The 12,050-nt window shown below is 55.4% G+C and carries 14 protein-coding genes; 6 read left to right on the top strand and 8 right to left on the bottom strand.

Features of this window, described 5'->3' with window-relative positions; translation table 11 throughout:
• Nucleotides 1-71 precede the first annotated feature (71 nt).
• Nucleotides 72-983: a DNA-binding transcriptional activator PunR gene (gene punR, locus N037_RS00720; RefSeq protein WP_023335430.1), complete on the top strand. Its 912-nt coding sequence runs from the start codon at nt 72-74 to the stop codon at nt 981-983.
• Nucleotides 984-1,001: 18 nt separating this feature from the next.
• Here the strand turns inward: punR and purR are convergent, their stop codons facing one another.
• Nucleotides 1,002-2,027: an HTH-type transcriptional repressor PurR gene (gene purR / locus N037_RS00715; protein ID WP_023335431.1), complete on the bottom strand. Its 1,026-nt coding sequence runs from the start codon at nt 2,025-2,027 to the stop codon at nt 1,002-1,004.
• A gap of 297 nt (nt 2,028-2,324) precedes the next feature.
• On the opposite strand from purR, the gene cydH reads away from it, so the two are divergent.
• Together cydH and N037_RS00710 are read left to right on the top strand one after the other, a co-directional pair.
• Nucleotides 2,325-2,414, top strand: a complete 90-nt coding sequence (gene cydH / locus N037_RS24725; protein ID WP_032638260.1) for a cytochrome bd-I oxidase subunit CydH — start codon at nt 2,325-2,327, stop codon at nt 2,412-2,414.
• A gap of 166 nt (nt 2,415-2,580) precedes the next feature.
• The gene (locus N037_RS00710) at nt 2,581-3,747 is read left to right on the top strand and encodes an MFS transporter (RefSeq protein WP_032638259.1); all 1,167 of its coding nucleotides are present in this window, start codon (nt 2,581-2,583) and stop codon (nt 3,745-3,747) included.
• Between the two features lie 38 nt (nt 3,748-3,785).
• On the opposite strand, the gene sodB is transcribed toward N037_RS00710, so the two are convergent.
• Nucleotides 3,786-4,367 carry a superoxide dismutase [Fe] gene (gene sodB / locus N037_RS00705; protein WP_023311353.1) on the bottom strand — a complete coding sequence of 194 codons (582 nt, stop codon included), beginning with the start codon at nt 4,365-4,367 and terminating at the stop codon, nt 3,786-3,788.
• A gap of 122 nt (nt 4,368-4,489) precedes the next feature.
• Nucleotides 4,490-5,263, bottom strand: coding sequence for a C40 family peptidase (locus tag N037_RS00700; RefSeq protein ID WP_023335434.1), 774 nt, complete (start codon nt 5,261-5,263; stop codon nt 4,490-4,492).
• Between the two features lie 338 nt (nt 5,264-5,601).
• Here N037_RS00700 and grxD point away from each other — a divergent pair, with 338 nt between their 5' ends.
• Nucleotides 5,602-5,949 carry a monothiol glutaredoxin 4 gene (gene grxD / locus N037_RS00695; RefSeq protein ID WP_003832760.1) on the top strand — a complete coding sequence of 116 codons (348 nt, stop codon included), beginning with the start codon at nt 5,602-5,604 and terminating at the stop codon, nt 5,947-5,949.
• Nucleotides 5,950-6,026: 77 nt separating this feature from the next.
• On the opposite strand, the gene rnt is transcribed toward grxD, so the two are convergent.
• The 5 genes from rnt to eptA all read right to left on the bottom strand — a co-directional run bounded on the left by rnt (nt 6,027) and on the right by eptA (nt 10,707).
• On the bottom strand, nt 6,027-6,686 hold the full coding sequence (rnt, locus tag N037_RS00690; RefSeq protein ID WP_032638258.1) for a ribonuclease T: 660 nt from the start codon (nt 6,684-6,686) through the stop codon (nt 6,027-6,029).
• A 95-nt stretch (nt 6,687-6,781) separates the two neighbouring features.
• Nucleotides 6,782-7,189 carry a lactoylglutathione lyase gene (gene gloA / locus N037_RS00685; protein WP_013096923.1) on the bottom strand — a complete coding sequence of 136 codons (408 nt, stop codon included), beginning with the start codon at nt 7,187-7,189 and terminating at the stop codon, nt 6,782-6,784.
• Between the two features lie 100 nt (nt 7,190-7,289).
• On the bottom strand, nt 7,290-8,387 hold the full coding sequence (locus tag N037_RS00680; RefSeq protein ID WP_023311356.1) for an alkene reductase: 1,098 nt from the start codon (nt 8,385-8,387) through the stop codon (nt 7,290-7,292).
• Nucleotides 8,388-8,440: 53 nt separating this feature from the next.
• Nucleotides 8,441-9,040 carry a TetR/AcrR family transcriptional regulator gene (locus N037_RS00675; protein WP_032638257.1) on the bottom strand — a complete coding sequence of 200 codons (600 nt, stop codon included), beginning with the start codon at nt 9,038-9,040 and terminating at the stop codon, nt 8,441-8,443.
• 41 nt (nt 9,041-9,081) lie between these two features.
• Nucleotides 9,082-10,707, bottom strand: coding sequence for a phosphoethanolamine transferase EptA (gene eptA, locus N037_RS00670; RefSeq protein WP_032638256.1), 1,626 nt, complete (start codon nt 10,705-10,707; stop codon nt 9,082-9,084).
• A 149-nt stretch (nt 10,708-10,856) separates the two neighbouring features.
• Between eptA and N037_RS00665 the strand changes: the two genes are divergently transcribed.
• Both N037_RS00665 and N037_RS00660 read left to right on the top strand, forming a co-directional pair.
• Nucleotides 10,857-11,096: a DUF1289 domain-containing protein gene (locus N037_RS00665; RefSeq protein ID WP_023335439.1), complete on the top strand. Its 240-nt coding sequence runs from the start codon at nt 10,857-10,859 to the stop codon at nt 11,094-11,096.
• Between the two features lie 48 nt (nt 11,097-11,144).
• Entirely contained in the window at nt 11,145-12,041 is an 897-nt protein-coding gene (locus N037_RS00660) for an aldo/keto reductase (protein ID WP_032638255.1), read from the top strand.
• Nucleotides 12,042-12,050 lie beyond the last annotated feature (9 nt).

Here is a 12,050-nt window from a genome sequence, read left to right as displayed (position 1 = left end):
GTAGGGAGTGCAAAGCCGCTTGTGAAACGCTAATATTTGGCGGGTGCATTCAAATTTTTTGCAGGCAGAAAATGTGGTCAGATTATTCTCTTGAAGTGGTCGATGCTGTCGCGCGTAACGGCAGCTTTAGTGGTGCAGCGCAGGAGCTGCACCGCGTCCCTTCGGCAATCAGCTACACGGTGCGTCAGCTGGAGGAGTGGCTGGCGGTTCCGCTGTTTGAACGGCGGCATCGTGATGTGGAATTAACGCCCGCAGGCGCGTGGTTTTTGAAGGAAGGGCGTTCTGTTATCAAAAAAATGCAGATCACCCGCGAACAGTGTCAGCAGATCGCCAACGGCTGGCGGGGACATCTTTCCATCGCGGTGGATAACATCGTTAAGCCGGAACGCACCCGGCAGATGATCGTCGACTTTTATCGTCATTTCTCTGACGTCGAGCTGCGGGTCTCGCAGGAGGTGTTCAACGGCGTCTGGGATGCGCTGGCGGACGGCAGGGCAGAGATGGCGATTGGGGCCACGCAGGCGATCCCGGTCGGGGGACGTTACGCCTTTCGCGATATGGGAATGCTGAGCTGGAAGTGCGTGGTGGCAAGCGATCATCCGCTGGCGGCGATGGAAGGGCCGCTGAGCGATGACACGCTGCGCAACTGGCCGTCGCTGGTGCTGGAGGATACGTCCCGTTCATTGCCCAAGCGTATCACCTGGCTTCTGGACAACCAGCGGCGGGTGGTGGCCCCTGACTGGGAATCGTCGGCAACGTGCCTCAGTGCCGGGCTGTGCGTCGCGATGGTGCCCGTTCATTTTGCGCGTCCGCGCATCGATACCGGAGAATGGGTTGAACTGACGCTGGATAATCCGTTCCCGGATGCGGCCTGCTGCCTCACTTGGCAGCAAAATGACGTCTCGCCTGCGATGGCCTGGCTGCTGGATTATCTGGGAGACAGCGAAACGCTGAACCGGGAATGGTTACGGGGGCCAGCATAGCTGGCCCCCGTAAAGCGATTAACGACGGTAGTCGCGGAACGGACCATCCGCAACGGAACGGCGTTCGATAAGACGCGGGTGAACTTCAATGGACTGCGACTCTTCACGCTTGTTGACGATCCTGTCCATCAGCATATTGAAGGCCGTTTCGCCCAGCGAATCTTTCGGCTGGTGAATGGTGGTCAATGCTGGCGTGAAGAAACGCGCGTTACGCACGTTGTCATACCCGATCACGGAAATATCCTGCGGGACGCGCAGGCCCAGCTCGTCGGCAGCGCAGAGCGCGCCCATTGCCATGATGTCACCCCCGCAGAACACGGCGGTTGGACGGTGCGGCTGGGAGACAATCTGCTGCATCGCGCGGTATCCCGACTCCGGCTCAAAGTCGCCCTGCACAATCCAGTTTTCCGGCACGTTGATCAGCGCTTCTTCCATCGCTTTCATAAAACCAGCCAGACGGCCCGCGCCGGTGTTGCGCTCCAGCGGACCGGGGATCACGCCAATCTCTCGGTGACCGCGTTCGATCAGATAACGACCGGCCATATAGCCGCCTTCAAAGGCGTTGTCGATAACGGAATCGGTGAAGTCAGCGCGCGCTTCGCCCCAGTCCATCACTACCATCGGAATATGGCGATACTCTTCCAGCATCGACAGTACGGACTCCGGGTACTCTGAACACATTACCAGCAGGCCATCAACGCGCTTTTGCGCCATCATTGACAGGTAGGCGCGCTGTTTTTCAATGCTGTTCCACGCGTTGCCCAGAATCAGGGTATAGCCTTTCTGGAAGCAGTTTTTTTCAACCGCTTCAATGATCTCGGCAAAATAGGCCGCTTCACTGCTGGTCGCCAGCAATCCAATGGACTTGGTGTGATTAACCTTGAGGCTACGCGCAACCGCACTTGGCGAATAGTGCAGCTCTTTGATTGCTGCCCAGACTGCATTGCGCGTCTCTTCCGCCACAAAGCGGGTTTTGTTAATTACATGTGATACGGTTGTAGTGGAAACGTTTGCGCGTTTTGCTACGTCTTTAATTGTTGCCATTAAATGTCACTCCAGACCATATCCTAAGCTCCTGAAAAACTTGAAGGTAAACGTTTGCCTTCTCTCACCCTTATCTCGCAATCTTGAATTGCGGCACGCCGGGAAAACGACACGGGACGTCAGGAGGGGGTCAATGGCCGGTACGCTAATAAATTTAGCGTGGAATTTTGTCCTATCTTGATGAAAAGGGGAAGAGGTAAAGTGGTTATCAGTATAAATCCAGGAAGATTTTTGACGTAATCTGTGCAAAAATGAGCAAGCTCACTTTTCGTGGGGGGATTAAAAGGAGAAAAATTGATGAGTACCGATCTGAAGTTTTCGCTGTTCACCACCGTTGTTGTGCTGGCTCTGATTGTCGCGGCCGGTCTGACGGCTGCGCTGCACTGATTTACGCGGAGGGAGAGCCTTCTCCCTCCCGACCCCCCCCCGGATTGTTACTTCTCTGGCAAAAATCTTTTGCCATTTTGTTAACTTCTCATTTTTTGTGATTGATGTCATGCTTTCCACTTCTTTGTTCTGTGTCACCACATGACACGGCATCCGGAGTTGACGCATGAAAATCAATTTTCCCCTGCTGGCCCTGGCGATTGGCGCTTTTGGGATTGGCACCACTGAATTCTCCCCGATGGGGTTACTGCCTGTTATTGCCCGGGGCGTAGATGTCTCTATCCCTGCGGCAGGGATGTTAATTAGCGCCTATGCTATCGGCGTGATGGTCGGGGCGCCGCTGATGACGCTTCTGCTTTCGCACCGCGCGCGACGCAGTGCGCTGATTTTCCTGATGGCGATCTTCACCCTGGGCAACGTGCTTTCGGCCATTGCGCCGGACTACACCACACTGATGCTGTCACGCATTCTGACCAGCCTTAACCACGGCGCGTTCTTTGGGCTGGGGTCGGTCGTGGCTGCCAGCGTGGTGCCAAAACATAAGCAGGCGAGCGCCGTGGCAACCATGTTTATGGGGCTAACGATTGCCAACATCGGCGGGGTCCCTGCGGCAACCTGGCTGGGAGAAGCGATCGGGTGGCGTATGTCCTTCCTGGCGACCGCCGGGCTGGGCGTGATTGCGATGGTAGCGCTGTTCTTCTCCCTGCCGAAAGGCAGCGCCGGAGAACGTCCGGAAGTGCGTAAAGAGCTGGCGGTGCTGATGCGCCCGCAGGTGCTTTCCGCGCTGCTTACCACCGTTCTCGGGGCTGGGGCGATGTTTACCCTCTACACCTATATTTCACCGGTATTGCATGACATCACCCACGCAACGCCTCTCTTTGTGACCGCGATGCTGGTACTGATTGGCGTGGGCTTCTCGATTGGCAACTATCTCGGTGGGAAATTTGCCGACCGTTCCGTAAGCGGCACGCTGAAGGGCTTCTTAACCCTGCTGATTGTCATCATGATTGCCATTCCGTGGCTGGCGCGTAATGAGTTTGGCGCCGCGATCGCGATGGTCGTCTGGGGGGCCGCCACCTTTGCCGTGGTGCCGCCGCTGCAGATGCGCGTGATGCGTGTTGCGCATGAAGCGCCGGGCCTCTCATCGTCGGTCAACATCGGCGCCTTCAACCTGGGCAATGCGCTCGGTGCGGCGGCCGGTGGGGCCGTGATTTCAGGGGGACTGGGGTACAGCTTTGTGCCGGTGATGGGGGCGATTATTGCCGCGCTCGGCCTGCTGCTGGTGATGATGTCGGGTCGTAAACAGCCTGAAGCAGCCTGCGCTGCGGAATAAACCAAAAACGCAGAAGGGCGAACCCTTCTGCGTGTCTCTTACGCGGCGAAGTTCTTCGCCACAAAGTCCCAGTTAACCAGTGCCCAGAAGTGCTCCAGGTAGTTCGGGCGCGCGTTGCGGTAATCAATGTAGTAAGCGTGTTCCCACACGTCCACGGTCATCAGCGGCTTAGCGCTGGTGGTCAGCGGGGTGCCCGCGTTAGAAGTGGACACGATAGCCAGTTTGCCGTCAGCCTCTTTCACCAGCCACGTCCAGCCAGAACCGAAGTTCTTGATGGCGGCATCGGTAAATTTCGCTTTGAAATCTGCGAAGCTGCCAAATGCGGCGTTGATAGCGGTAGCCAGTTCACCGGCAGGTTCACCGCCGGCATTCGGCGCCAGGCAGTGCCAGTAGAAGGTGTGGTTCCACACCTGAGCGGCGTTGTTAAAGACGCCACCCTCTGAGCTGCGGACGATCTCTTCCAGCGTTTTGCCTTCGAAATCGGTACCCTTGATCAGGTTGTTCAGGTTGGTGACGTACGTCTGGTGATGCTTGCCGTAATGATATTCCAGGGTTTCCGCAGAAATGTGCGGTGCCAGGGCGTCTTTTGCATACGGTAGTGCAGGTAATTCGAACGACATTGCTTCTCTCCTTATTGTATTTTGCGTTGCCAATAACCACACAGACAACATGGACAGGATAGCAAATTGAAAGGGTATGCAAAAGAGGAACTTACCCTGCCACGGATGTGGCAGGGCAGGGGTTAGCGAATGGTTTTCGGCGTCATCACGCGACGCGCGCCGACGTAGTGGCGTACCCAGTAGTCTTCGCTGAGAGAGGTGATCTGAATATCCTGGCCGCTACGCGGTGACTGGATGAATTTCCCGTTGCCGACATAGACGCCAACATGGTCAGCCGTGCCGCGACCCTGAGTGCGGAAGAATACCAGATCGCCGTTTTCAAGCTCACCGCGGTCAACCGGTGAGGCATCGCGCAGGTGGTACATCTCATTGGCGGTACGAGGAATGCGGAATTTGACCAGATCTTTATAGGCGTAATAGACGAGGCCGCTGCAGTCAAACCCGGTTCGTGGCGAGCTGCCCCCCCAGTGATAAGGTTTGCCAATCTGCCCCATCAGCTTGTTCATCGCGGTTTTTTGCGCTTTCTGTACACGCACTTTATGCACTTCCGCTATTTTCGTGACCTTCGTGCATTTCGCCTTGTGGCCTTTACGCGTGATGCATTTTTCAGTAACGAGGTTAGCGGCGGTTTGCGAAGCTTTACTTTTAGCGGAGTGGGCAGTGCGGGAAGGTTTTGTTTTCGTCTTGCTGGAAGCGGTCTGTTTCGTCTGAGCCGGTGTTTTTTTCTTGTCGTTCTTAGCGGTGGTTTTTTTCTTACGTTCTGTGGCTTTCACCAGATGGTTTTTTTGTACAGCAGAATGCCGCGCCTGCTGAGAGGCGTCTGCCACTGGCGTGAAAGTGAGTGAAGTAAACAGTAAAGCACAGAGCGTGATCGAGATTTTATTTATCCGCGCCACTGGGCAGTCCCCTGATAAATGCAGGTCATCAATAATACCCGCGTGTGATTTACAAAGCCCGTCGATTCTAATCTATAAAAACACAGAAAGTTAATAGCATTTTTCAATCTACAATCCTGTTTCGTTAGCAAGTGCAAAAAAATTCATCGTTCTGTCGCACATTTGCCCACTCCCTAAGCAAAACCCTGACCGCCGCAGGGGTAAACACCATTTGCAATGCAACTTTCCGTGACTCGGGGTAGAATGTATAAACGTGACAAAAATGTTATTTTCCGATGCCAGTCTGACCCGCTACAATGTCAGACGAATGCCGTAACAGAAGTTAAAGGAAGCAAGACATGAGCACCACTATTGAAAAAATCCAGCGCCAGATCGCTGAAAACCCGATTCTGCTGTATATGAAAGGTTCTCCGAAGCTGCCAAGCTGCGGCTTCTCCGCACAAGCGGTTCAGGCGCTGTCAGCCTGTGGTGAGCGTTTTGCTTACGTTGATATCCTGCAGAACCCGGACATCCGCGCTGAGCTGCCTAAGTACGCTAACTGGCCGACTTTCCCGCAGCTGTGGGTTGACGGTGAACTGGTTGGCGGCTGCGATATCCTGATTGAAATGTATCAGCGCGGCGAGCTGCAGCAGCTGATCAAAGAGACTGCGGCGAAGTACAAAACTGAAGAGCCGGACGCAGAGTAATTTTCTGCGCAAATAAAAAAGCGACCCGCTTAGTGTGGTCGCTTTTTTTTTGCCGGGTGGCGCTGCGCTTACCCGGCCTACGATTGGCGATCGGCCTCATCACTCATCGGCAGCGGCCAGCCGCCCAGACGCTTCCAGCGGTTGACGATCTCACAGAACAGCTCTGCGGTGCGCTCGGTGTCGTATAAAGCGGAGTGCGCCTGCGTGCCGTCAAACTCAATTCCTGCGGTGATACAGGCCTTTGATAACACCGTTTGTCCCAGGGCCAGGCCGCTCAGTGCGGCGGTGTCGAAGGTCACAAAAGGATGGAAGGGGTTGCGTTTAAGCGCGGCGCGCTCGGCGGCGGCCATGGTAAAGCTGTGATCGAAAGTGGCGTTATGGGCCACCATGATGGCGCGGCTGCAGTTACTCTCTTTCATGCCTTTACGCACCATTTTAAAAATGGCGTGCAGCGCATCATATTCACTGACTGCACCACGCAGCGGGTTATGCGGATCGATACCGTTAAACGCCAGCGCTTCCGGCTGTAAGTTTGCCCCTTCAAAAGGTTCAACGTGGAAATGCAGCGTGGTGTCCGGTGTAAGCCAGCCCTGTTCATCCATCTTCAGCGTGATGGCGGCAATTTCAAGCAGCGCATCGGTTTTAGCGTTAAATCCGGCTGTTTCTACATCTATAACAACGGGATAAAAACCACGAAAACGGTCGCACAGACCGCTAAATTGAGCGTTATCGGACATCAGGGTCTCTTACAAGGGGAAAAAGCAGAGCGCATTATGGCAAATTTTGCTGGGTGATGCAGTAAAACTACGGGCGCATGTTGCGCCCTGAGGGATCAGTTGCCCAGACCGCGACCCGCGTCTTTGGCTTCAATCAGCTCGATTTTGTAACCGTCCGGATCTTCCACGAACGCAATCACGGTGGTGCCGCCTTTTACCGGGCCCGCTTCGCGCGTAACGTTACCGCCGTTGCTGCGAATGCGCTCACAGGCTTCAGCCGCGTTGTCCACTTCCAGCGCGATGTGGCCGTAGGCGGTGCCCAGCTCATAGCTGTCTACGCCCCAGTTGTAGGTCAGTTCGATCACCGCTTCATCCGTTTCAGGTCCGTAACCCACGAACGCGAGCGAGTATTTGTATTCCGGGTTTTCGCTGGTGCGCAGCAGCTTCATGCCCAGGACGTTAGTGTAGAAATCAATGGAACGTTGCAGATCGCCAACGCGCAGCATGGTGTGAAGTAGGCGCATAATTTCCTCATTAACCAATGGAATAGACTGTCTTTTTGAACAGAAACGATGTTTTAGTATAGCGGCGAAGTATCGCCGCTATCAATGAACAATGGCGAGATTACAGAGAAGGGTAGTCGGTGTAGCCTTCCGCGCCGCCGCCGTAGAAGCTTTCCGGGCGCTGCGGGTTCAGGGCCGCTTTTTTCTGCAGGCGGGCAACCAGATCCGGGTTGGCGATGTAGTCGCGGCCAAACGCGACGGCATCAATCAGCCCTTTGCCGATCAGGTCTTCGGCTTTCTCCGGGGTATAGGCCCCCGCACCGATGATCACCCCGTGGAAACGCTCGCGCACTTTCTGACGGAAAGCGTCCGTGTAAGGCTTGCCGCCAGCCCAGTCCGGCTCGGACATGTGCAGATAAGCGATGCCACGTTTAGCCAGCTCTTCGATCAGGTACAGGGCATCGGCTTCTTCGTTCGGACCGTTGTCGACGTTCTGGAAAGAACCGATTGGGGAGACGCGGATCCCGATACGATCCGGGCTCCACTCCTGGCATACGGCATCAACCACTTCCAGCACCAGGCGAGCGCGGTTTTCGACGCTGCCGCCGTACTGGTCGGTGCGATGGTTGGACGACGGTGACAGGAACTGGTGCAGCAGGTAGCCATGGGCGGAGTGCAGCTCAATCAGGTCAAAACCGGCTTCACGGGCGTTGGCTACGGCCTGGCGGAAGTCGTTCACGATACCCGGAATTTCATCCAGCTCGAGCGCGCGAGGCATAGAGGTATCCACGCGGATCGCATTGCCATTTTCATCACGCAGGGACGTACGGGTATTTGCACTCAGGGCGGAAGCGGAGACCGGTGCCTGGCCGCCAGGCTGAATGCTGCTGTGAGAGATACGACCGGTATGCCACAGCTGGACCGCAATGCGACCTTCTTCAGCGTGAACGCCCGCGGTGATTTTCTGCCATGCGGCGATTTGCTCCGGGCTGTGAAGGCCCGGCGCACCGGCGTAACCCTTCGCCTGAGCAGAGATCTGCGTGGCTTCGGTGATGATCAGGCCAGAGCTGGCGCGCTGACGATAGTATTCACCCATCAGTGGGGTTGGGATGTCGCCCGGCTCAATGCTGCGCAGACGGGTAAGCGGAGCCATAAACACGCGGTTTGGCGCAGTGACGGCACCCACTTTCAGTGGGGTAAATAATTTTTCAGCTGACATAAAGACTCCTGAGTAGACCAGTCGACTAGTAGTTGGGTAAATAAAAACGCCTGTTAAATGCCAGGCGCAGTAATGCTGTTTTTCACATGTGCCAGCGCGCTTTCCAGCGGCACGGCACTGCGCGAAATTTTTGCCTGCAGGTTAGCGCCTAGCCAGAGCGCATATAATACCTGCGCCTGGGTTAACGGCTCGCCAAAAAAGACCAGCGTTTTTTCATCGCGGCCTTTCTCCAGCGCCTCGGCCAGCAGAGCGATAACGCCGCGGGCACCTTTATCCATCGCCGTGCGCATATCTTCAGAGAGATCGCACACTTCTGCAGAAAGCTTAACGGTCAGGCAACCGCTGATAATGCCCTGCTGACAGAACTGGTTCAGCGTTTCCTGATAGTAGTTCAGAACACGATCGCGGTAGTTACCTTCACCCGACGCAAAGTGGGTCGCCAGACGCTGGTGGTAGCCAGCATAATGACGCTCCAGCATCGCCACGCCGAAGGCCTCTTTGGACCGAAAGTAGTGGTAAAACGACCCCTTCGGTACCTCAGCGGTTTTTAAAAGCTCGCTCAACCCCATACCGGTGAACCCGCGATGCATGCAAAGCTGCTCGCCGGTCGCCAGTAAATGTTCGCGGGTATCGTGTTCAGTATTTCTGCTCATGGCCGCACTCTAATAGACCGTTCGGTCTAATGCAAGCAAGTTTACTGACGACATGCGCTCAGGATATCCAGCTGCTGTTGATAAACCATTGATTTCACGTCCATCATACCCAGCACGGTTGAGAACAAATTGTCCTGAGAAACCGCATTTTTTGCTGCATGGTCACGCAAACACTGTTCGTTGATGCCAAAGTTTTTCGCGTAATCCGGTGAGAGCCAGAACATAAACGGAATATGCGTTTGCTGCTCCGGCGCCAGCATGTAGGGCGTACCGTGCAGATAAATACCGCTCTCACCCAGCGATTCACCGTGATCTGAGAGATAAATCAGCGCGGTGTTCATGCTCGACTGGCGGGCTTTCAGCGCATCAATGGTTTTACTGACCATGCTGTCGGTATACAGGATGGTGTTGTCATAGGTGTTCATCAGCGCCTGATGGTCGCAATCCTGAATTTCATTGGTGTCGCAGGTTGGGGTGAATTTACGGAAGTTGTCCGGGTAACGGCGATAGTATGCCGGACCGTGGCTCCCCATCAGGTGGATAACCAGCACCGTGTCTTGCTTCACGCCATCCAGCACGTTGTCCAGACGGTAGAAGTTCACGTCGTCAATACAGGATTTGTCTTTGCAGAACTGATCCAGCTGCCACTGCGTCATGTCGGTATGGGGCACGCGATCGCAGGCACCTTTACAGCCGCCGTCGTTGTCGCGCCACAGCAGGTTGATACCCGCATGCTTAAGCACGTCGAGCAGTCCTTCCCGATGGTGAGCCAGGTCAGCATCGTATTTGCTGCGGGTCATGCCGGAGAACATGCAGGGAACGGAAACCGCGGTTTCCGTCCCACACGAGGAGGCCTGCGGGAAGTTAATCACATCCTGCTTTTTCAGCTCCGGGTTGGTTTCGCGCCCGTAACCATTCAGGGAATAGTTTGCCGCACGCGAGGCTTCGCCGACGACAAGCACCAGAACGGTTTTCTTTTGTTGACCGGTAATCAGTGGCCCTTTATGGGCATCTTCACCAATGCGCACCAGCGTTTGATCGCCGGCAAACCAGCGCATCTTGCTGTACTTCACCACGGCGCTGACATAGTTCGCCGGGGTGACCATTTTGACGATGCTTTTGTTATTGCGGAACAGCGACGCGTAATCTTTATAAAACAGCGCGGCAACCAGGATAATCACCAGCAGGGCGCCGAGCATCGCAGCAACCCGCGTCAGCAGGGCATACCACCATTTCCCGGTACGAATGCGGATCAACGCCACCACCACGGAAGGCACGAGGCCGGCAATGACAATCCACAGGATCATCTGCGGGGTCACCAGAGCGGTCGCTTCCTGAGAGTTGGTTTCGAACACGTTCACGATCATGTTCTGATCGATCACCGCGCCATAGGTGTACATAAAGTAGGTTGCCGCGGCGCATCCGATCGTCAACACAATCAGCAGCGGCTTACGGAGATACGGGATATTCAGCAGGCTAAAAACAATCACCCAGCCGCAAAACAGCACCAGCGGTACGGACGCGGCAAAGAGGATGTCGTGCAGATGGGCAGGGGCGATAATGGCCCAGCTGCGCTGGATAAACAGCCCGTTAAGCAGAGTAAAGAAGAGTGCACAGCCCAGAGTAAATTTAATGTCGTTACATTGTAACTTTTTGATTAACCACATCGATCGGTGAACCTGTCATTGTCATGATGGGCCGAGTATAGAGAGGGAAGATTAGTGAAACCTTAATGCCATAAATCTGTGATACAGGCCTTGCACGCGGCGCGTTTAGCGTCTTCACTGTAGGTGAGAATGGCTATCGGGAGGTGAGTGTGGCAGAGCAGCTGGAGTTTTTCCCCATCCAGAGCCCGTGCCGGGGTATTTGTCAGGTCGATGAACGCGGGTATTGCCGCGGGTGCATGCGCACCCGTGATGAGCGTTTTAACTGGCAAAACTTTAGCGACACGCAAAAGCAGGAGGTGCTACGCCTCTGCAGACAGCGCTTTCTGCGCAAAATACGCGCAAACAAAGCCGGTGAGACCGAAGAACCGCAGCAACCTTCACTTTTTTAACACCGTAATTGCGTATACTCATGACATTACGTCCTTGAGGAAAATGTTATGGTTCAGCGAATTACCCTTGCCCCCCAGGGGCCAGAATTCTCCCGTTTTGTCATGGGCTACTGGCGCCTGATGGACTGGAATATGTCCCCCCTCCAGCTGGCGAGCTTTATTGAAGAGCACCTCGATTTAGGCATCACCACGGTCGATCATGCGGATATTTACGGTGGCTATCAGTGCGAGGCCGCGTTCGGGGAGGCGCTCAAGCTGGTTCCGGCACTCCGCGATCGCATGGAGATCGTCACGAAGTGTGGGATTGCCACCACGGCAAAACCTGAACACGCCCTCGGTCATTACATCACCGACAGCGCGCATATCATCAAGAGCGCCGAGCAGTCGCTGGTCAATCTGGCGACCGATCGTATTGACCTGCTGTTAATCCACCGCCCCGACCCGCTGATGGATGCCGATGAGGTGGCGGAAGCCTTCCTGAACCTGCACCAGAGTGGGAAAGTGCGTCACTTCGGCGTGTCTAACTTTACCCCGGCACAGTTTGCGCTGCTTCAGTCCCGTTTGCCGTTTACCCTGGCCACTAACCAGGTTGAGATCTCCCCGGTACACCAGCCGCTGCTGCTGGACGGTACCCTCGACCAGCTGCAGCAACTGCGCATTCGCCCAATGGCCTGGTCGTGCCTGGGGGGAGGACGTCTGTTCAATGATGATGAATTCCAGCCGCTGCGCAACGAGCTTGAAACCATCGCCCGCGAGCTGAACGCTGAGAGCATCGAACAGGTGGTTTACGCCTGGATCCTGCGCCTGCCGTCAAAACCACTGCCGATTATCGGTTCCGGCAAAATTGAACGCGTGCGTTCTGCGCTGGCGGCTGAAGAGCTGCAGATGACCCGCCAGCAGTGGTTCCGCATCCGCAAGGCCGCGCTGGGTTACGACGTGCCTTAAACCGCAGGC

The organism is Enterobacter sp. EGD-HP1, from assembly GCF_000733275.2.
Lineage (GTDB): Bacteria > Pseudomonadota > Gammaproteobacteria > Enterobacterales > Enterobacteriaceae > Enterobacter.
The sequence above is the reverse complement of the archived record's forward strand: the minus strand, read 5'-3'. Positions and strand labels throughout refer to the sequence as shown.

Bases quoted from the DNA above. Each gene is read 5' to 3' on its own strand.
- cydH (WP_032638260.1), top strand. From the start codon at position 2,325: ATGAGTACCGATCTGAAGTTTTCGCTGTTCACCACCGTTGTTGTGCTG.
- eptA (WP_032638256.1), bottom strand. From the start codon at position 10,707: ATGTGGTTAATCAAAAAGTTACAATGTAACGACATTAAATTTACTCTG.
- N037_RS00710 (WP_032638259.1), top strand. From the start codon at position 2,581: ATGAAAATCAATTTTCCCCTGCTGGCCCTGGCGATTGGCGCTTTTGGG.
- N037_RS00680 (WP_023311356.1), bottom strand. From the start codon at position 8,387: ATGTCAGCTGAAAAATTATTTACCCCACTGAAAGTGGGTGCCGTCACT.
- purR (WP_023335431.1), bottom strand. From the start codon at position 2,027: ATGGCAACAATTAAAGACGTAGCAAAACGCGCAAACGTTTCCACTACA.
- sodB (WP_023311353.1), bottom strand. From the start codon at position 4,367: ATGTCGTTCGAATTACCTGCACTACCGTATGCAAAAGACGCCCTGGCA.
- gloA (WP_013096923.1), bottom strand. From the start codon at position 7,189: ATGCGCCTACTTCACACCATGCTGCGCGTTGGCGATCTGCAACGTTCC.
- punR (WP_023335430.1), top strand. From the start codon at position 72: ATGTGGTCAGATTATTCTCTTGAAGTGGTCGATGCTGTCGCGCGTAAC.
- N037_RS00675 (WP_032638257.1), bottom strand. From the start codon at position 9,040: ATGAGCAGAAATACTGAACACGATACCCGCGAACATTTACTGGCGACC.
- N037_RS00660 (WP_032638255.1), top strand. From the start codon at position 11,145: ATGGTTCAGCGAATTACCCTTGCCCCCCAGGGGCCAGAATTCTCCCGT.
- grxD (WP_003832760.1), top strand. From the start codon at position 5,602: ATGAGCACCACTATTGAAAAAATCCAGCGCCAGATCGCTGAAAACCCG.
- rnt (WP_032638258.1), bottom strand. From the start codon at position 6,686: ATGTCCGATAACGCTCAATTTAGCGGTCTGTGCGACCGTTTTCGTGGT.